Below are 18503 nucleotides of genomic sequence, written 5' to 3' on the forward strand. Positions count from 1 at the left end.
TCGCGGTCGCCGCGGACCGCAGCACCGCCCGGGCGACACCACCGGGCGTGCCCGGCGGCACCACGAGCAGCCGGATGCGGGTGTAGTCGGAATTGACCAGGGTGACGGTGTCGGGCTGGATGGAGTGGAAGCCCTCCATCCGCACCACCACCTCGCCGACCTCCAGCGTGCGGTCGGGGAGGTCCCAGGACGCCAGGTGGTAGGAGACGCGGCGGATCCCGCCGTCCGCGCCCAGCTCCGCGATCAGCGCCGGGAACTCCGTCATGGCGTCGGTCGACCGGGGCCACCAGGCGCCGTCGACCGCACCACCTCGTGCGGCGAGGGGTTTCATCGTCAGCCGCGGTGCGGCGCGGACCGGTTCGGGGGACAGCGGTGCGGTGGTCATGGAAGCGGGTCCTCCTCGGGCGGGCGGGAAAGCGCGCCGGATGTCGTCGTGCGCCCAAGGCGGAGCCTGCTTGACCGTCGACATGCGACAGACCGAAGTGGACACTCGAGGACCAGCCGAACTGCCCACGGGTGGGGCAGTTCGGTGGACAGGTCCTCCGGCCGGGCTCGCCCGCCTCGCCGACGTGCCCCCTGGGTGAGCGCCTCGTCCGACTTCGGTCGATGCTGCTCGGCGGCCATCGTGGCCGGTGGGGTGGCGGTGGGCGGCTCCGGTCTCACACGGGGTGTGCCGTCCCCGGCCGGGTGGTCCGGCCGGTCTGGCTCTCTTCGTCGAGCACGACGCACGGACTTGCTCGACCAGGTCAACGTTACGCCACCGCGGCGGATTTCCGCTGAGATTCTGCTGAGAATCATGAGAAAAATCGAACGCCGCGAAAATTCCGGCGGAGGTGTAGGCTGGCCGTATCGGGTCACGGTGGAATTCAGGTTTCCCGTCACCGCCAGGACGATCGGACAGCAGGTCCAACCATGGCGACCAGCAGCAGCTACGTCTCCCCGTACGGCCTCACCCCGGGCTCCGCGCGCCAAGTCCTGCGCGAACCCCCGACCCTCGCCCACGACCTCGCCCGATCCGACGCCGGAGGCACCGGGTACACCCGCGGCCGACCGCCCTTCCGGCCCGGCGTCCGCGGTCGCGCCTGACGCACACCGCCTGCTCCGGAGAGGCGGGTCACGAGTCCGGGACGTTCGTGGTCGGCGGCGATGGGCTATCATGGAAACTGAGGAGCCGTGTTGCTCCGATTCACCAGGTCGTCCGACCTGAGGTTTCCCTCCCGCTTGCCGCCGGCGCAAGTCGTACCCGATCCGGGACGGCGGCCACGCGGAAACGCACAAGCTCGGAAAACGTACACTTTCGCGTTGACCGCACGCGCGACAACCCCGAACTCAAGGAATTTCAATGAATGCAGTGACATCGTCGGAGCGCGACATCGAGCGCGACCATCTCGTCGTCTTCAGCCACCCCGGCGCGGAGGAGAGCCGGGCTGTTCGTCCGGGAACGAGCCTTGTCCCCATGCCGCGCTTCCAGGCGCCGCAGCCGGCCGGCCGGAGCTGACAAAGCCTGCCGCGGGCGAGGAGGTCCCCGCCCGCGACGCCGGGGTCTACAGCACCCGGACCGAGGTGGCGTGCGGGCCCTTGCGGCCCTCGCCGAGTTCGAACTCCACCGGGCGGCCGTCCGCCACGCCGTGGAAGTCGTAGCCCTGGATCTCGGAGTGGTGCAGGAAGATGTCCGCCCCTCCGCCCGCCGGGGTGATGAACCCGAAACCCTTGGCGCCGTTGAACCACTTCACGGTTCCTTGCGTCATGAGACATGCTCCTTCTGCTGGTCGGGACGTGTCGTGCACGTCCCGGGGCGAACGGTTCGGGTGCCGGTCCCACGCGCCTGCTTCGAAGCGGGTGTCCGGGTCGGGCAGGCCCAACATGGACAGCAGCTCGACGCAGTCGCCCGGGTCCAGCGAGTGGCCGGCCACGGTCAGCGCGGCCCGGGTGCGTTGCGCGGCTTGGGCTTCGTCCTCGGCGGCCCGCGCCGCGGCGAAGCTCCCGGCCACGACGCGTGACCGGCTCGGCTGTCCCGGAGGTGTCATCGAGAACTCCTTGCCCACGGCGGGGTGGCTGTCGTGCGACGACGGCGAGGCGCCCGGTGGACAGGGCGGGGGAGGCGGTGCGGAGGTGGGTCGATTCTCCGGCGGCAAGCCGGTGCTCCCGTCTCCGGTCGACGTCGCGCGGACCGGACTGGGTTGGGTACCGCAACGGCGGGGTGCCGGCGTCTCGTGCCCAACCCGGCCGACTGTACCGGATGGAAGCACGCGCGGGCGTCATCGGCGCAGTACTGTTCTGGACATGTCGGAGAACGCCGGTGGTCCAGCACTCGATCCCACGCTGTCCGAATGGCTCAAGGCCCGCGCGGAGACCGAGGCCCACCTGACCGGTCGGCCCACGCCGATCGACGTCGCGTGGGCGCAACGCCTGGCCGACCTGCTCACCACCGAGCGGTCGTGGCAGGACCAGTACACCGACCTCATCGCGCTGGGCAGCAGCGGCGGCAAGTTCCCCTCCTCGAACCGCTGACGCCCTCGGCACGCGCCCGACCGCCGGGTGGACCCGGGTTCAGTCCGTTGTGGACTGTGCTTCGACGGAGGAGTACGCGCGGAACCAGTCCACCACGAACTCCTTCGGGTACGGACGATCCGACACCTGGTCGGGGAACTCGTAGATGTTGAGCATGAACTGCATCGGGTAGTCCGGCGACTGGGCGACGGTGCGCACCGGGTGGCCGTCGAAGTGGAAGACGACCTGCTCCGGGGTCCACTCGGCGCCGTAGACGTGGAACTCGCGGAGGTCTGCCTGGACTTCGACCTTGGCGAAGTCGTCGGCGATGGTCGGGTCGCCGAAGGGGTGCAGGCCCATCCCGATCACGCCGCGGTCGGGGTGGACGTCGCGGCCGAAGACCTCCATGATGCAGATCTCCGCGGAACGGTGTGGCTCGTCCTCGAAACCGATCATCCACAGCGCGGCCATCGTGGCGGGGTCGTCGCTGACCTTCGCGCGCAGTTCGAAGCGCCCGTAGTGGGGTGTGAACAGGCGCAGCGGCCGTTGTTCCTCACGCACGACGGCGGCGTCGGTGAAGCGGTGTTGCCCGATGCGGCTGCCTAGCGGGCCGGAGTAGACACCGGTCTGGAGAGAGGAGACTTTGAGCGCGCCGTCGAATTCCGGGCACCACGGTTGTTGGTCTTCGTCGATCCGCAGGCGCAGCTCGCCGTCGGCGATGCGATAGCGGGCGGCGGAGCGTTCGCGGGTGCTCCACTGCGGGAGGTAGTGGGGCAGCCACTTGCCTGTGTCGAGCGTGGTGCCGTCGAAGGTGTCTTCGAAGGCCAGCTGGTACCGCTGTCCGACGGTGTCGATGGCTGTCCACCCTTCCGGCCCCGGGCCGGCTCTCGACCGGCGGCTCTCGCCGCATTGGACCACGGCCCGGTGCAGTGGCCAAGGGCGTTTCGGGTCCCCGGTCAGCCGAGACCGGAGAAGCGGCGGCCGTCGACCAGGCCCGGCGGCACCGCGACCTCCTCGGTGTCGTCGGCGGAGAGGGGGCCGGCGGGGAGCAGGACGAAGTCGTCGGCGACCACGGCGACGTACCCGTTGTGCCGGAGGTCGCCCACGGCCGTGGCCGGGACCAGGGTTCGCGGCACCCGGTCGGCGTCGCCGAGGAAGTCGGCGGGGAGCAGGACGAAGTCGTCGGCGACCACGGCGACGTACCCGTTGTGCCGGAGGTCGCCCACGGCCGTGGCCGGGACCAGGGTTCGCGGCACCCGGTCGGCGTCGCCGAGGAAGTCGGCGGGTGTCGGGTCGTCGGGGTGGTGGAGCACCTCGGCGACGCTCAGCCAGCCCACCCGCCGCACCGCGCGGTCGGCGGTGAAGAGGATGGCGCGGCCGCCGGGGTCGAGGCGGACCAGCACGCCGACCGCCCGGCGGGGTGTCATCAGGAGCCTCGGGCCGCGCACCCTGAGTGAGATCTCACGGACCGCGATAACGGCGGCCAGGTAGCCGGGCACGGCTGTCCCGGCCGGTCCCCACGGCCACCACAGGACGCCCGCGACGATCGCGCACAGGCAGAGCACGATGATCCGGAGCCCGGTCGTGCGGGTGCTCTTGCCGTCCTCCGGGACACCGGCGACGACCACGGGCAGTTCGCCCAACGCCCGCCGCTGGCGCCGGGCCCACCACGGCCGGACCGCCAGCGCCGCCAGGCACACCAGGGCGAACACGCCGAAAACGGTGCGCGACACCGGGTCGTCGAACAACCACGCGGCGGCGAGCAGCGCGGCGACCGCGCCGACCTCCAGCCGCCACGCCAGCAGCACGGGCACGGCCCAGACGAGCGGATTGGTCGAGCCGCCCGCCACCAGCACCGCCACGAGCGCCACGGCCCACACGACGAGGAGCAGGCAGCCCCACCTCGGCCACGCGGCGGACCACCGCTCGGCCTGCGCGGAGGTCAACGGCGGCGCGTCGGGCCGCCACCCGCCCGGTTCCCCCTCGGACGTCATGCCTCCGACGTTACCGGTGCGCCCGGTCGGTGTGATCGGCGCCGCGTGTTCGCTGCCCCACAGCGACACCGGCCGTCGTGCTGCTCCGCGATGCCGGTCTCCGGCGGCCGTGCGGAGAGTCCGAACCGACCCCGTGCCGCTTGCCGATCGGCCGGTGATCGGGTTCGCGACCCTCGGCGTCCCCGTCGAGATGCGGGATCAGGGCTGGCCCTGATTACTTCCGTGCCTGCCGGGGCGACGATTGCTGTCGTGGCAGTGGGAGATGTCGTGGGCCTGGTTGTCGTGGTGGTGTTGGTGGCGTTAGGCGTCCTGGTCGTGGTGAAGGGGCGGCGGCGGAAGGGGCAGGGGCGGGCGGTTTCGGGGGAGGTGCCGGTGCCGCGGTTGCGGGTGGTGGCGCTGGGGGTGCAGGGGTCCGGGAAGACGGTGTTGTTGACCGGGATGTACCGCAAGCTCCAGTCGCCTGGGGACCGCGGGTTCCACCTCAAGGTGCCGTTCGACCAGTTGATCGAGTTGAACCGGTGGTACCGGGAGGTGGCGGGCAGCGACACCGGGTGGCCCGCGGGCACCACGCGCAAGGACATGCGCGAGTTCGACTTCGGTGTCATGACGACCGTGGGCGACCGCGCGGCCACGGTGTTCGACATCGGGTACCTGGAGTACCCCGGGGAACTGCTCACCGACCCGGACGCGCCGGGATCGACCGCGCAGCAACAACTCCTGGCTGCGGTACCCGAAGCCGACGCGTTGATCGGGATCATCGACGGACTGCGGGTCCTGCAGGCGCACCAGGGTGATCGGCGTGGGCTGTCGGTCCTGCACACGACCCTCGACGCGATGGTGCACTGCATGTTGACCGTCCGCGCGCCGATCGCGTTCGTGATCACCAAGTGGGACGTGCTCGACCAGTTGCACGAGGACGAGAACACGCGGCTGGAAATGGTGCGGGACCTGCTGATGGAGGTGGACGGGTTCCGCGACCTGGTCACCGTGCACAGCGCGCGGCGGGTCGTGCGGCTGATCCCGGTCACGGCGGTCGGCCACGACTTCGCGGTGCTCGACGGCGACACCGTCCGCAAGCGGCCGGACGGCCGGTTCCAGCCCGCGAACGTGGAACTCGTGCTGTCCGCCGTCGTCCCGGACGTGTTGCAGCAGGTGGAGTTGGCGGTGGACGTGCGCACCCGGCAGGCGATCATGGCCGAGGCGCAGCGCCGGCTGCGGGTCGGTCCCGCGGAGGCGCTGCGGACGCTCACCGCGTTCGTGGCGGAGCGCGCGGCGAAGGCCGTCGCCGCCACGGCGGGCGGGTTCACCGCGGCGGGGCTGGCGCTGCTGCTGGAGTCGCGCGCCGAACCGGATCCCGGGTACCAGGAGCGGCTGTCGGCGTTGGACGAGGCGGACCGCTGGGCGGAGGAGTTCATCCAGGCCCGGCGCCGGGTGGTGCGGCGGTTGCAGGACCAGGTCGCGGTGTTCGAGGGCCGGCTGCCCGCCTCGCGGTTGCGCGGGGACGCCCCGTGACGGCGACGGGGTGGCCGTTCCTGATCGCGCGGGGACGGCGGCGTGGGTACTCGGTGCTGCTCGCGCCGCCGCTGCTGCGCAAGGAGTACGGGGTGCTGGAGGACGTCGTGGGTCCGGCGTCCGGGGTCCAGGTGGCCACCGTGCGGGGTGTGCGCGTGGTGTGGGAGGAGTACGGCGTCACCGAGGCCGACATCGGCGGGGAGCCGTCCGACGAGCACAGCCGGCCGTTGCGGCTGTTGCACGGGGTGGTCAGCCGCGAGCGCGTGGAACCGTCCGAAGTGGACATGGGTCGGGTCCGGGCGGTGGCGTTGGAGACCTATCGGCGGTTCCTGGCGGACGAGGAGGGGTTCGCTGTCGAGTGGTCGGAGCCGGTGGCCGTGCCGGTGCGGCGGCGGTCGCAGCGGTCGCGGCGGTGGCTCGCGCTGCCCGTCGCGGCGGCCGGGGTGCTGCTCGCGGTCGTCGTGATCATCGCGACCAGTGAACCGGAACCGGGACCGCCGCCGCCCTGCCCGACCACGACGGCACCCGCGACCGCGCCCGCGACCACCTGTCCGTGACCGTGCGGACGCGAAACGAAACCGGCCGGTCGGACGACTCCTCTGGTGGAACCGCCGACCGGCACCGAGGTGGTCATGGACAGCGCCCGTCGTGGCGACGGCGGATGGACGCCGCTGCTCGTCGTGCTGCTGGCGGCGGTGGGCGTGGTGATCGGCGCGGTCGCGGTCACGCTCAAGGTCGCGGACGGCTCGCACCCGTGGTCGGACACGGTCCTCAGCGGGCTGAGCGGGTCGTTGTTCCTGCTGGCGGGAGTGGTGACGCACCTGCGCCGCCCGGGAAACCGCACCGGTCTGCTGATGATGGTCGTCGGTGTCGCGTTCTTCGCCGAGGACCTCCAGTTGTCCACCGACCCGGCGGTCTTCAGCGCCGGCCTGCTGTTCGTGCACGCCTCGACGCCCGCGATCGTGCACCTGGTCCTGGCGTTCCCGCACGGCCGGCTGCCCACCACCGCCGCCAGGGTCCTCACCGCCACCACCTACGCCGTGGTCTACGGCTACACCGCGCTGCGCGTGCTCACCTACGACTCGACCGACTTCCACCGCCCGGAGAACCTGCTGCTGGCGGCCGACCGCCCCGATCTCTTGGCGACCGCGACGGACGTCCTCGACGCCGTCGGCGTGCTGATCGCGGCCGGTGTCGTCCTGACGCTCGTGCGGCGCTTCCGCGCCGCGGACCCGGGTCTCAGGGCCGCGCTCGCGCCGGTGCTGCTGATCGCGTTCATCGGCGGCATCGCGGCGCTCGCGGGCAGCGCCGTGGGCGGGCGGCACTCGCTGTACCCGGTGCTGGCGCCGGTCTACCGGGTGGCGTTCTGCGCGTGGCCGCTGGCGTTCCTGGCCGGCGCGCTGTGGACGCGCCCGCGCCGGGCGGTGATCGCGGACCTGCTGATCGCGGCCGGCCGCCCGGACGCCACCGGGGGACTGCGGGACACGCTGGCGGTCGCGTTGCGCGACCCTTCGCTGCGGTTGGGCCGCTGGCGGCCCGACGCGGGCGGGTTCGTCGACGACCGGGGCGCCCTGGTCAGCGCGGGCACCGTGCTGCGCGACCGCGAAGGGCGTCCGCTGGGCGCGTTGTCGCGCACGGAGGTGCCGTGGGAGGACGTCCGCACCGCCGAGGCGGTGGCCGCGCTCGCCGCGCTGGTGCTGGACAACGAACGGCTCGCCGTCGAGGCCCGCGAACGGCTCGCCGAGGTGCGCGCGTCCCGGGCGCGGCTGGTCAGCGCGGCCGACGACGAGCGGCGGCGGGTCGAGCGGGACCTGCACGACGGCGCCCAGCAGCAGTTGGTGGTGCTCGCCCTGATGCTGCGCATGGCGCGGCACCGCTTCGACGAGCTGCCCGAGCGGGACCCGGTGCTCGCGGACCGGCTCGACCAGTGCGCGGCCCGGCTGGACGAGGCGCTGGCCGCGTTGCGGGAGCTGGCCCACGGCATCCACCCGGCGGTCCTCACCGAGGCCGGCCTGGTGCCCGCGTTGGGCGCCCTGGCCGCGCGGTCGCCGCGACCGGTCGACGTCGAGGCGGCGGACCTGCCCGACCTGCCCGCGCCGGTCGCCGCGACCGCGTACTTCGTCGCCGCCGAAGCGGTCACCAACGCGCTCAAGCACGCCCGCGCCGAGACCATCCGCGTCGCCGTGCGGTGCGAGCCGGGAACGCTGCACGTGTCGGTCCACGACGACGGTGTCGGCGGCGCGGACCCGGCGGGCGGCACCGGCCTGGTCGGGCTGCGGGACCGGGTGGGCGCGCTCGACGGCACGCTGGAGATCCGCGGCGGACCGGCCGGTGGCACGGTCGTCCACGCCGCGCTGCCCCTGGAGGAGCGATGACCAAGCGAGTGGTGCTCGCCGACGACATGACGTTGTTCCGGCAGTTGCTCGCCCAGTACCTGACCGGTGCCGGCTACCACGTCGTGGGCCAGGCCGAGGACGGGAAGTCCTTGCGGGACATGGTGTCCGCGCTGCACCCCGACCTGGCCGTGGTGGACATCCGGATGCCGCCGGCGGGCCGGCTGGAAGGGCTGGAGACCGCGGTCTGGCTGCGCGCCCGGCACCCCGGCGTGGCGGTCCTGCTGCTTTCGGAGTACCTGGAGGCCGCGCACCTGGCCACGCTCGTCGGCGGGCAGGCGACCGGCGTCGGCTACCTGCTCAAGAACCGCGTGTCGGACAAGGACTTCCTCGCCGCGGTCGAGCGCGTGGCGGGCGGCGGCTGCGCGGTGGACCCGGAGGTCGTGTCGCTCATGCTCGCCACGCGCCGGCGCGACGGGTCGGCCGACCTGACCCCGCGCGAGCGCGAGGTGCTGGCGCTGATGGCCGAAGGCTGGTCCAACCAGGCCATCGCCGACCGCCTGCACCTGACCCCGAAGACCGTCGAGACCCACATCCGCAGCATCTTCCAGAGCCTCGGCCTGGCCACCGAGGCGGAACACCACCGCCGCGTGCTGGCGGTCCTGACCTACCTGCGCTCGACGTAGGCCGTCACCGCCTCCGCCGTCAGCGCCGCCTTCGCCACGAACCCGGCCGCGCCGCACCGGGCCACCGCGTCCCCGTAGCACTCCTCGTCGCGCACCGAGCACAGCACGACCACGCTGTCGGGCACCCGCCGCCGCACCTCCCGGCACACGTCGAACCCGTCCCGGTCGGGCAACCCCACGTCCAGCAGCACGACATCGGGCCGTTCCCGCACCGCGCGCGCCACGGCGTCCTCGCCGGTGGCCGCCTCCGCGCAGACCCGGTACCCGCCGGCCTCCAGCAGCACCCGCGCGACCGCGCGGAACTCCGCGCTGTCGTCGACGATCAACGCCGTCCGGCCCATCACCCGATAGTGCCACCCACCGCCGCGTGCGCATCAGGGCGAACCCTGAGGATTCGTCGCAATCCCGCGGTGAGGCTCCCGTCGGCGGGTACCCGAGCACGTGTGGACCTGACGTTGTTCCTCACGGGCGACGTGATGACCGGCCGGGGCGTCGACCAGATCCTGCCGCACCCGGGTGACCCCCGGCTGTGGGAGCGCTACGTCCGCGACGCCCGCCGCTACGTCGGGCTGGCGGAGGAGGCCAACGGCCCGGTGCCCCGCCCGGTCGACTTCGCCTGGCCGTGGGGCGACGCGCTGCGGGTGGTCGACGACATCGCGCCGGACGTGCGCGTGCTCAACCTGGAGACCGCCGTCACCCGCAGCGACGACGTGGCCAAGGGCAAGGGCGTGCACTACCGGATGACCCCGGAGAACCTCGGCTGCGTGACCGCGGTCCGGCCGGACGTGTGCGTGCTGGCCAACAACCACGTGCTGGACTTCGGTCGCCGGGGCCTGGCCGACACCCTCGACGCGCTGCACGCGGCGGGGGTCGGGACGGCGGGCGCGGGGCGTGACGTGGCGGAGGCCGAACGGTCCGCGGTCGTCGCGGCGGGCGGGGGCCGGGTGCTGGTGTTCTCGTTCGGCAGCGGGTGCAGCGGTGTGCCGCGGGAGTGGGCGGCAGGCCCCGGCAGGGCCGGTGTGGCGTTCCTGCCCGACCTGTCCACGGGCACGGCCGAGCGCATCGCGGGGGTCGTGCGGCGCGAGCGGCGGCCGGGCGACGTCGTGGTGTTCTCCGTGCACTGGGGGTCGAACTGGGGCTACGACATCCCGGACGACCAAGTCGACTTCGCCCACCACCTGATCGAGCACGGCGTGGACCTCGTCCACGGCCACTCCTCGCACCACCCGCGACGGTGCGAGGTCTACCGCGGCAAGCTCGTGCTCTACGGGTGCGGCGACCTGGTCAACGACTACGAGGGCATCGGCGGCTACGAACAGTTCCGCGACGACCTGCGCGCGCTGTACTTCCCGACTCTCGACCCCGAAACCGGCCGCTTGCTCCGCTTGCGGGTGGCGGCGGTGCGTGCCCGTCGGATGCGGCTGCACAAGGCGTCAGGGGAGGACTCCCGACACCTGCGATCGGTGCTGGGGGCAGAAGTCGAGCTGATCTGACCGGTCGCGCGGGTGCCGCGGTGAAGGTGGTGCCCGAGGGGGCGTCAGGACTGTGGGTGTGTGTCCGATCGGTGGAACTCCCAGACGTCCACCCGCCCACGCAGGTCGGGCACGACGCTCCGCCAGGACGGGTCCAGGGGGAGATCGGCGCCGGCGACCTTGCGCGGTGCGGACCAGCCGGGGGTGGACGCCTCGGTCAGGTTCAGGATCGCGTTGGCGGTGGTGCGGACTCGGTGTGCGCCGGCGTGGGACAGGACGGTGCGGATGCCGTCCAGGCCGTCCGGCCCGCCGCCGGAGTGGAGGTGGCGTTGGTCCTCGGGGACGTCGGGGAGCAGGGACGAAGGGCGTTGCGGCGGGTTGACCGCCAGCAGGTCGGCCTTCATGGGGGTCAGCATGGTCCAGTCCGCCTCCCACAGCGTCAGTCGGCGTCGGGCTTCCGGGCCGAGTACGTCGGTCACGTTGCGGGCGGTGTCGGCCAGTGCCGCCGGGTCGTAGTCCTGCGCGATGACGTGACGAGCGCCCGCGGCCAGGGCCGCCACGGTCGCCAGGCCGGCGCCGCAGCCGGCGTCCACCACGACCAGGTTCCGGCAGTCGGTCAGGGTGGCGGCCAGCAGGGCCGAGAACGTGGACGGTCGGTGGACTCCTTCGCTGACCGCGAGTTTCCGGCCGACGACGTTCCAGTGCTCGATCTCCGTGATGTCCACGAGGTGATCTCATGTCACGCCCGGTCTCCGTGTCAAGCGCTCATCTTTGTCCTATGTGGACAGTCGCGTGGCGAGGTCGGTCACCGCGGAGCGGATCTGTTCTGGGGGCATGTGGGTGTCGGCTTCCCGTCCCCGCCGCCCTGCCCGCTGACGGCGAACGGGTACTCGTTCCGGTCGTAGCCGGGCTTTGCCCACCCGGCTGCCGGGTTTGGCGCCCCTGAGCGCATCCCGACGCCGCTTCTCCGAGCCTTCCCGTTGCAGGGTCAGCAGGACCTCCTTCGGGTGTCCTTGCGCTGCTGGGAGCCGGACCAGATGGTATTCGTAGAGGTTGCTGCGCCTCTCGAACCGATTACCGGGAAGAAACCAGGTTGGAGACCAGATCGTCGGCTTCGGCGAGCAGGGGGCGGAGGTCGCCGCGGGTGAGCGTGCCGTGCAGGACGGTCAGTTCGGCGTCTTCGATGCCGCAGTAGCGCGACACCCCGTCCCGCAGTTGGAGTTCCAGCAGACCGGACATCCCGCGCCGCGCGAACTCGTTTTCCGGTTCCCCGGCCAGCCCGATCCACCGCATCCGCTTGCCGCCCAACCGCGACGGGCCGTAGGCGAAGCCGTGGTTGAACACCCGGTCGATCCAGCCCTTCAGGATCGCGGGCGGCCCGAACCACCACACCGGGAAGACCACCACGACCAGGTCGGCGGCCAGGACCCGGGCCATGTGCGCGCGGACCTCGGGGGAGTAGGACTTGCCCGGGTCGGACCAGTCCGGCTCGTCCTCCGCGGTCATGCGCGGGTCGAAGCCCTCGGCGTGCAGGTCCAGCACGTCCACCTCGGCGCCGGCCGCCGCCAACCGGGCCTGTGCCCGGTCGGCGACGTGCGCGGTCAGCGAGTCGCGGCGCGGGTGGGCCACGACGAGCAGCGCCTTCACCGGTCGCCCGCCAGGCGCACGAGCATCTTGCCGGTGTTCGCGCCGCGCAGCACGCCCAGCAGCGCCTCGGGGGCGCGTTCGAGGCCGTCCACCACGGTCTCCTCGGTGCGCAGCGACCCGTCCGCCAGCCACCCCGCCGCCTTCCCGACGTACTCGCCGAACAGGTCGAAGTGGGAGGTGACCAGCATGCCGCGCAACGAGATCTCCTTCTTGGCCACCTCGTAGAGGTTGCGCGGGCCGGCGGGCGGCTCGGTCAGGTTGTACTGGGCGATCGCGCCGACCAGGGCGATGCGGGCCCCGGTGCGGGCCGCGCCGATCGCGGCCTCCAGGTGGTCGCCGCCCACCGCGTCCAGGTAGACGTCCACGCCGTCGGGCGCGGCGGTCGCCAACTGCCCGGGCAGGTCGCCTTCGCGGTAGTCGATCGCGGCGTCGTAGCCGAAGTCGGCCAGCTTCTTGGTCTTCACCGGGCCGCCGGCCGAGCCGATCACGTGTGCCGCGCCCAGTCTGCGGGCCAGTTGACCGGCGACGCTGCCCACCGCGCCGGCCGCCGCGGAGACGAACACCACGTCACCGGGCCGCACCGGAGCCACGCGGGTCAGCGCCGCGTACGCGGTGAGCCCCGGCGTGCCCAGCGCGCCCAGGTAGGCCTGCGGGGGAGCGGTCGAGGTGTCCACGACGGTCACCGCGGCGGCGTCCAGCACGGCGTGCTCGCGCCAGCCCAGGAAGTGCGTCACCACCGCGCCGACCGGAACGTCCGAAGTGGACTCCACGACCTCGCCGACCGCGCTGCCCTCCAACGGCGCGCCCAGCTCGAACGGCGGGATGTAGGACGGGGTGTCGTCCATGCGGCCCCGCATGTAGGGGTCCACGGACATCCACGTGTTGCGCACCAGGACCTGGCCCTCGCGCAGTCCCGGCACCTCGGTGCGGACCAGGTCGAAGTGCTCCGCGCCCGGCTCGCCGACGGGGCGGGCGGCCAGGCGGACTTCGCGGCTCGTGCGGGTCATGTCGTTTCCTCCTGTTGTGCTTGCGACGTGATCCACACTGCTGACCGCCGGTTCGGATCCGGCTCGGGTTCTGTTCGGACTAGCGTGGGCGGCATGCGTTTCGGGGTGCTGGGTCCGCTGGAGATCCGTGCGGCGGACGGCACGCCGGTGCGCGTCGTGGAGCGGAAGGTGCGGCTGGTGTTGGCCGTGCTGCTGGCCGACGCGGGCCGCCCGGTGTCGGTGGACCGGCTGGTGGACGCCCTGTGGCCGGACCGGCCGCCGGGCAACCCGGTGCGCGCGGTGCAGGCCAAGGTCGCGCAGCTGCGCCGGGCGCTGGAGGACGCCGAACCCGGCGGCCGGGAGCTGGTGCGGCCCCTCGCCCCCGGCTATGTGGTGCACGCCGACCTGGACGCCGACCGGTTCACCGCCCTGACCGGGCGGGCCCGCCGCGCCGACGACCTGCCGCGGCGCGCCGAGCTGCTGGCCGACGCGCTCGCGCTGTGGCGGGGACCGGCGTTCGCCGACTTCGCCGACGACGAGTTCGCCCGGCCGGTCGTCGCCCGCCTCGACGAGGCCCGCCTGACCGCGCTGGAGGACCACGCCGAGACCCGCTTGGCGCTGGGCGACCACGCCGCCCTGCCCGCGGAGCTGGGGGAGTTGGTCGCCCGGCACCCGCTGCGGGAACGGCTGCGCGCGGTTCACCTGCGCGCCCTCCACCGGTCGGGCCGGCAGGCCGAGGCCCTGGCCGGTTACGAGGAGCTGCGCCGCCGCCTCGCCGACGACCTGGGCGTCGACCCCGGCCCCGACCTGACCGCCCTGTACCGGGCGATCCTCACCCAGGACGCCGCCGAAGCCGCCCCACCCACGCCCGCCCCGGCCGCGCCCACGCCCGCGCCCACGCCCGCGCCACCCGCGCCCGCCTCGGCCGTACCCGGCCCAGCCGTGCCTGCCCCAGCCGGCCCGCCTGCGCCGCCCGCCCACCCGACCGCCGCTACCGGCCCGGCACCCGCTACCGGCCTGACCACCGCCGGCGGCCCGACCGGCCCGACCGTCGGCACAGGCCCGACCAGCCCCGTTGCGGTGTCCGGCCCGGTGGTCGTGAGCGCTCTGCCGGTTCCGGCGACCCCGCTGGTGGGCCGGGCCGACCTCGTGGCCGACGTCGGTGACCGGCTCGCGACCGACCGGCTGGTCACCCTCGTCGGCCCCGGCGGCGTAGGCAAGACCCGCCTCGCGCTGGAGGTCGGCCGCCGCGCCCGGTTCCCGGACGGCGTCCGCCTCGCCGACCTCACCGGCCCCCGCACCCCGCTGGACGTGGTCGCCGCCGCGCTCGACGTCCGCGACGACGGCACCTGGGGCCTCGATCCCGTCCTCCTCGTCGACCGGATCGGCCACGCCCTGCGTGACCGCCGCCTCCTCCTCGTCCTCGACAACTGCGAGCACGTCATGGCCGAGGTCGCCGCCCTCGTCCGCGACCTGCTGGACGCCGCACCGGGCCTGCGCGTCCTGGCCACCAGCCGCGAACCCCTCGCCATCGCCGGCGAGGTGCTGGCGCCCGTACCGCCGCTGCCCGAGGCGGACGCCGTGCGCCTGTTCACCGAACGGGCCGCCGCCGTCGCGCCCGGCGTGCCGCTGGACGACGACGCGGTCACCGCCCTGTGCCGCCGCCTCGACGGCCTGCCGCTGGCCCTCGAACTGGCCGCCACCAAGGTGCGGGCGCTGGGCGTGCGCGGCGTGCTGGACCGCCTCGACGACCGGTTCCGCCTGCTGCGCGACGGCTACCGGGACGCCTCCGCCCGCCACCGCACCCTGCGCGCGGTGGTGGACTGGAGCTGGGAGCTGCTCACCGACACCGAGCGCCGGGTGCTGAGCCGGCTCGCCGTCCACGCCGACGGCTGCACGGTGGAGGCCGCCGAGCACGTCAGCGCGGTGGACGACGTGCTGGAGGCGTTGATCCGCCTGGTGGACCGGTCACTGGTCGTGGTCGGCGACGGGCCGCGCTACCGGCTGCTGGAGTCCGTCGCGGCCTACGGCGTCGAGCGCCTGGCGGAGGCCGGCGAGCTGGACGAGGCCCGTCGCCGGCACGTCGAGCACTACACCGCCTACGCCGAACGCGCCCGCCTGCGCGGCCCCGAACAGGGCCGCTGGCTGGACCTGCTCGACACCGAGGCCGCGAACATGCACGCCGCGCTGGCCCACGCCGACCCCGCGCACGCCGCCCGCCTCGCCGACGCCTTGGTCTGGCACTGGGTGCTGCGCGGACGGCTCGGCGAGGCGTTGCGCACCCTGGCGCCCGTGGCGTCGCCGTCCGCGCAGGCGTGGCGCACCGGCATCGCCGTGCTCACCGGCGACGGCGCCGACCGCGCGCGCCGCATCGCCGACGCCCTCGCCCGCGAGCCCGACACCCGGTCCCGTTGGTTCCTGGGGCACGCCCTGTGCTGCATCGGCGACCTCGCCGCCGGTGAACGGCTCGTCGAGGCGGCTCTGCACGACTTCCGCGCCGAGGGTGACCGGTGGGGCGAGGCCGCGGCGCTGGCCGACCGCGCCACCGTCCACCTGTTGCGCGGCGACCTCGACTGCGTCGCCGAGGACGGTGGGCGCAGCGCCGAGCTGTTCACCGAGCTGGGCGACCAGTGGGGCAGGCTGCGCACGGTGATGCCGCTCGCGATGCGCGCCGAGGTGTTGGGCGACTACGACGAGGCGGGCGCGCGCCTGGGCGAGGGCGTGGTCCTGGCGCGCAGGCTCGGCCTGTGGACCCAGGTCGCCGACCTGACCGCGGGCCTGGCCCGCATCGCGCTGCTGCGCCACGACCACGCCACCGCCCGCATCCTGCACGAACAGGCCCGCGACCTGGCCGCCGCGCACGGCCACCGGGCGGGCGAGGTCAACGCCGTGCTGGGCCTGGGCCTGGGCGCGCGCCGCGCGGGCGAGCTGGACACCGCCGAAACCCACCTGCGCGCCGTCCTGCGCTGGCACCACCAGGTCGGCCTCGACGGCGCGAACGCCCTCGTGCTGGCCGAACTGGGCTTCATCGCCGAACTGCGCGGCGACCCCGCGACCGCGCTGGACCTCCAGCGCCAGGGCTACGCGGCAGCCGAGCGGACCGCCGACCCCCGCGCCCTGGCGCTGGCCCTGGAAGGCCTGGCCGGCGCGCACGCCCTGGCCGGCCACCCTGCCACCGCCGCTGTCCTGCTGGGCGCGGCCGACACCGCCCGCCGCTCCCGTTGCGCACCCCTGCCCGAGGCCGAGCGGGGCGACGTAGACCGCATCACCGCCAAAGCCCGCGCCGCCCTGGGTCCGGACTTCCCCGAACACTTCACCCGCGGCACCAACCTGACCCCACCTCAAGCACGAGCGTTCGCCGACGCGAAAGCGCCTAGGACCCCTGCCAGTTGATCTGGAACCACTCCATGGATGTCAGTCGATCCGGTTGTCGACACTCTTCCGGCTGTCACCAGGTTCGGCGGCCTGGTCGGCCGTCAGCGCTGGAGAACACCCCGGTCGAACAACGACCGGTAGAACGCGAGGTGGCGTCGGGCCGCCTCGGCCCACGTGTGGCGGTTCGCCAGTGCCCTGCCGGCTTCGAGAAACGACCCGTTGTCGGCCAACGCGTCGCCCAGAGCCGCCGCGAACTCCGCCGGTGTGACCGCGAAGCGCGCCGCGCCGTCGAACACTTCCCGCAGCACCGGCAGGTCCCGCACCACCAACGGCACACCGGCGGCCAGCGCCTCCATCGCCGCCAGACCGAACCCCTCCTTCGTCGAAGGGAACGCGAACACCGCCGCCGACGCCACCAACGACGGCAGCGCGTCGTGGTCCACCGGCCCGAGCACGACCGGCTCCACCCCCAGCTCCCTCGCCCGCTCCTCCCACCGCGCCCGGTAGTCGCGGTAGTCGAACAACGTCTCCCCGCCCGCCACCACCAACCGCACATCGGGGTGCCGGGCCCGCAACAAAGCGCACGCCTCCAGCAAGTCGATCGACCCCTTGCGCGGCTCGATCCCGCCCACCGCGAGCACGTACCGCCCCAAGTGCTCCCAGCCCTGCCGCCGCGCGCGGGCGAACCGCGCCGCGTCCACCCCGTTGGGGATCACCTCGGCCGCGATGCCCCACCCGTCCGCCAACTCCCCGGCCACCGCCCGGGACACGCACACATGCGCGACCGGCGTCGTGATCGCCCGCTCGTGGCAGGCCGCCAGCTCCGGCGTGGTGAAGTGGTCGATGTGGTGCACCGTGCGCACGCACACGTCCACCGCGTTGGCGCTGATGCAGTCCTGCGCGTGCACGACGTCGAACCCGGACGGGTCGAACGCCTCCCGCATCACCGCGATCGACCGCAGGATCCGCGCCCCGACCTCCTCGCCCTCCACCTCCGGGAACGGCACCACCCGCACCGCCACCCGCGGGTCCACCGGCCGGAAGAACCCGGTGTCCCCGCCCCGCCCCAAGGTCCACACCGTCACGTCCGCGCCCGCGAAAGCCAACGCCTCCGCCAACGCCAACGTGTGCACCACCCCGCCGCGCGGCTTGGACGAGTACGTCAGCAGCGCCACCTTCACGCGTACGCCGCCGGTTTCCGCTCGGCCAGGTGGCTCAGCACCCGGCGCGCCTTGGCGATCTCGGCCGCCGGATCGACCTCCGCCACCGCGATCCCCGCCTTGGACCACGTGCGCGCCAGCACCTCCCCGCCCGGGCCGACCACCTTGGCCTGCCCCAGGAACTTCATCCCGCCCAACGCCCCGGTCTGGTTGGACGACGCCAGCACGACCTGGTTCTCCGCCGCCCGCGCGCAGTCGTACAGGTCGAACAGCCGGGACTGCCGGTCCTGCGCCATTCGCGGCGCGCGGTTGGTGATGCTGGTGGGCCACGCGGACAGGCACGCCAGGATCTCCGCCCCGTCCAGCGCCAACGACCGGGCCGCCTCCGGGAACGTCTTGTCGTAGTCGATGAGCATCCCGAGCCGGCCGACGGGCGTGTCGAACGCGGTGAACTCCTCGCCCGCCCGATACGCCACCGACTCGCCCGCGGGCTGGTGCACCTTCCGGTGCTTGCCGAGCACGCCATCGCCGTTGAGGCACACCGCGCTGTTGTACCGGTCGTCGCCGTCGGCTTCGCAGTACCCCACGCACACCACCATCTCCGCCGCCATCCGCGCCACCTCCCGGATCAGCGGACCGTCCGGCTCCAACGCGGGCGGCAACGCGTCGGGGTCCGGGTGCCGCAGGTCGGCCAGGTAGCCGCCGAGCGCGGCGTCGGGCAGCACCAGCAGGCCCACGCCGGACTGCCGGGCGTGGTCGATCAGCGTGCCGATGCGGCGCAGGTCGAAGTCGAGGTCGCGGCCGAACGCCGCCGCCGCGGCCCCGATGCGAAGGGTGCTCACGCGTGC

General features: G+C 73.6%; 18 protein-coding genes. 8 read left to right on the forward strand and 10 right to left on the reverse strand.

Annotated features, from left to right (window positions below; genetic code table 11):
* On the reverse strand, window positions 1-385 hold a 385-nt coding region (locus RIN75_RS15870), incomplete at its 3' end, for a DUF5994 family protein (RefSeq protein ID WP_309112689.1).
* A 527-nt stretch (window positions 386-912) separates the two neighbouring features.
* Here RIN75_RS15870 and RIN75_RS15875 point away from each other — a divergent pair.
* The gene (locus RIN75_RS15875) at window positions 913-1086 is read left to right on the forward strand and encodes a hypothetical protein (RefSeq protein WP_309112690.1); all 174 of its coding nucleotides are present in this window, start codon (window positions 913-915) and stop codon (window positions 1084-1086) included.
* 458 nt (window positions 1087-1544) lie between these two features.
* Here the strand turns inward: RIN75_RS15875 and RIN75_RS15880 are convergent, their stop codons facing one another.
* Window positions 1545-1748, reverse strand: a complete 204-nt coding sequence (locus RIN75_RS15880) for a cold-shock protein (RefSeq protein WP_309112865.1) — start codon at window positions 1746-1748, stop codon at window positions 1545-1547.
* Between the two features lie 535 nt (window positions 1749-2283).
* Here RIN75_RS15880 and RIN75_RS15885 point away from each other — a divergent pair.
* The gene (locus RIN75_RS15885; RefSeq protein WP_309112691.1) at window positions 2284-2511 is read left to right on the forward strand and encodes a hypothetical protein; all 228 of its coding nucleotides are present in this window, start codon (window positions 2284-2286) and stop codon (window positions 2509-2511) included.
* Between the two features lie 39 nt (window positions 2512-2550).
* On the opposite strand, the gene RIN75_RS15890 is transcribed toward RIN75_RS15885, so the two are convergent.
* Window positions 2551-3408, reverse strand: a complete 858-nt coding sequence (locus tag RIN75_RS15890) for a glycoside hydrolase family 16 protein (RefSeq protein ID WP_309112692.1) — start codon at window positions 3406-3408, stop codon at window positions 2551-2553.
* 38 nt (window positions 3409-3446) lie between these two features.
* On the reverse strand, window positions 3447-4484 hold the full coding sequence (locus RIN75_RS15895; RefSeq protein ID WP_309112693.1) for a hypothetical protein: 1038 nt from the start codon (window positions 4482-4484) through the stop codon (window positions 3447-3449).
* Window positions 4485-4733: 249 nt separating this feature from the next.
* Between RIN75_RS15895 and RIN75_RS15900 the strand changes: the two genes are divergently transcribed.
* The 4 genes from RIN75_RS15900 to RIN75_RS15915 are packed head-to-tail and all read left to right on the forward strand — an operon-like array spanning window position 4734 to window position 9015.
* Entirely contained in the window at window positions 4734-5996 is a 1263-nt protein-coding gene (locus RIN75_RS15900) for a hypothetical protein (RefSeq protein ID WP_309112694.1), read from the forward strand.
* Window positions 5993-6553: a hypothetical protein gene (locus RIN75_RS15905; RefSeq protein ID WP_309112695.1), complete on the forward strand. Its 561-nt coding sequence runs from the start codon at window positions 5993-5995 to the stop codon at window positions 6551-6553. Before RIN75_RS15900 ends, RIN75_RS15905 begins: the two co-directional genes overlap by 4 nt.
* A gap of 45 nt (window positions 6554-6598) precedes the next feature.
* Complete coding sequence (locus tag RIN75_RS15910) at window positions 6599-8371, forward strand: histidine kinase (RefSeq protein ID WP_309112696.1); 1773 nt, start codon at window positions 6599-6601, stop codon at window positions 8369-8371.
* Window positions 8368-9015 (forward strand): response regulator transcription factor, encoded by a 648-nt coding sequence (locus tag RIN75_RS15915; protein ID WP_309112697.1) that lies wholly within the window; start codon window positions 8368-8370, stop codon window positions 9013-9015. Before RIN75_RS15910 ends, RIN75_RS15915 begins: the two co-directional genes overlap by 4 nt.
* Here the strand turns inward: RIN75_RS15915 and RIN75_RS15920 are convergent.
* Window positions 8997-9356 (reverse strand): response regulator, encoded by a 360-nt coding sequence (locus RIN75_RS15920; protein WP_309112698.1) that lies wholly within the window; start codon window positions 9354-9356, stop codon window positions 8997-8999. The genes RIN75_RS15915 and RIN75_RS15920 overlap by 19 nt on opposite strands.
* Window positions 9357-9458: 102 nt before the next feature.
* On the opposite strand from RIN75_RS15920, the gene RIN75_RS15925 reads away from it, so the two are divergent.
* Window positions 9459-10508 (forward strand): CapA family protein, encoded by a 1050-nt coding sequence (locus RIN75_RS15925; RefSeq protein WP_309112699.1) that lies wholly within the window; start codon window positions 9459-9461, stop codon window positions 10506-10508.
* Window positions 10509-10552: 44 nt separating this feature from the next.
* Here the strand turns inward: RIN75_RS15925 and RIN75_RS15930 are convergent, their stop codons facing one another.
* The 3 genes from RIN75_RS15930 to RIN75_RS15940 all read right to left on the reverse strand — a co-directional run bounded on the left by RIN75_RS15930 (window position 10553) and on the right by RIN75_RS15940 (window position 13141).
* A complete protein-coding gene (locus RIN75_RS15930; RefSeq protein ID WP_309112700.1) occupies window positions 10553-11212 on the reverse strand; it encodes a 50S ribosomal protein L11 methyltransferase in 660 nt (219 codons plus the stop codon).
* A gap of 349 nt (window positions 11213-11561) precedes the next feature.
* A complete protein-coding gene (locus RIN75_RS15935; RefSeq protein ID WP_309112701.1) occupies window positions 11562-12134 on the reverse strand; it encodes an NAD(P)H oxidoreductase in 573 nt (190 codons plus the stop codon).
* On the reverse strand, window positions 12131-13141 hold the full coding sequence (locus tag RIN75_RS15940; protein WP_309112702.1) for an NADP-dependent oxidoreductase: 1011 nt from the start codon (window positions 13139-13141) through the stop codon (window positions 12131-12133). The genes RIN75_RS15935 and RIN75_RS15940 overlap by 4 nt, the downstream gene beginning before the upstream one ends.
* Window positions 13142-13234: 93 nt before the next feature.
* Here RIN75_RS15940 and RIN75_RS15945 point away from each other — a divergent pair, with 93 nt between their 5' ends.
* The gene (locus tag RIN75_RS15945; protein WP_309112703.1) at window positions 13235-16513 is read left to right on the forward strand and encodes a BTAD domain-containing putative transcriptional regulator; all 3279 of its coding nucleotides are present in this window, start codon (window positions 13235-13237) and stop codon (window positions 16511-16513) included.
* Between the two features lie 83 nt (window positions 16514-16596).
* Here RIN75_RS15945 and RIN75_RS15950 read toward each other — a convergent pair whose 3' ends face one another.
* Together RIN75_RS15950 and RIN75_RS15955 are read right to left on the reverse strand one after the other, a co-directional pair.
* On the reverse strand, window positions 16597-17676 hold the full coding sequence (locus RIN75_RS15950; RefSeq protein WP_309112704.1) for an MSMEG_0565 family glycosyltransferase: 1080 nt from the start codon (window positions 17674-17676) through the stop codon (window positions 16597-16599).
* On the reverse strand, window positions 17673-18497 hold the full coding sequence (locus tag RIN75_RS15955; RefSeq protein ID WP_309112705.1) for a carbon-nitrogen hydrolase family protein: 825 nt from the start codon (window positions 18495-18497) through the stop codon (window positions 17673-17675). The genes RIN75_RS15950 and RIN75_RS15955 overlap by 4 nt, the downstream gene beginning before the upstream one ends.
* Between the last annotated feature and the right edge of the window lie 6 nt (window positions 18498-18503).

It is taken from the genome of Saccharothrix sp. (genome assembly GCF_031180885.1).
Classification (GTDB): Bacteria; Actinomycetota; Actinomycetes; order Mycobacteriales; family Pseudonocardiaceae; genus Actinosynnema.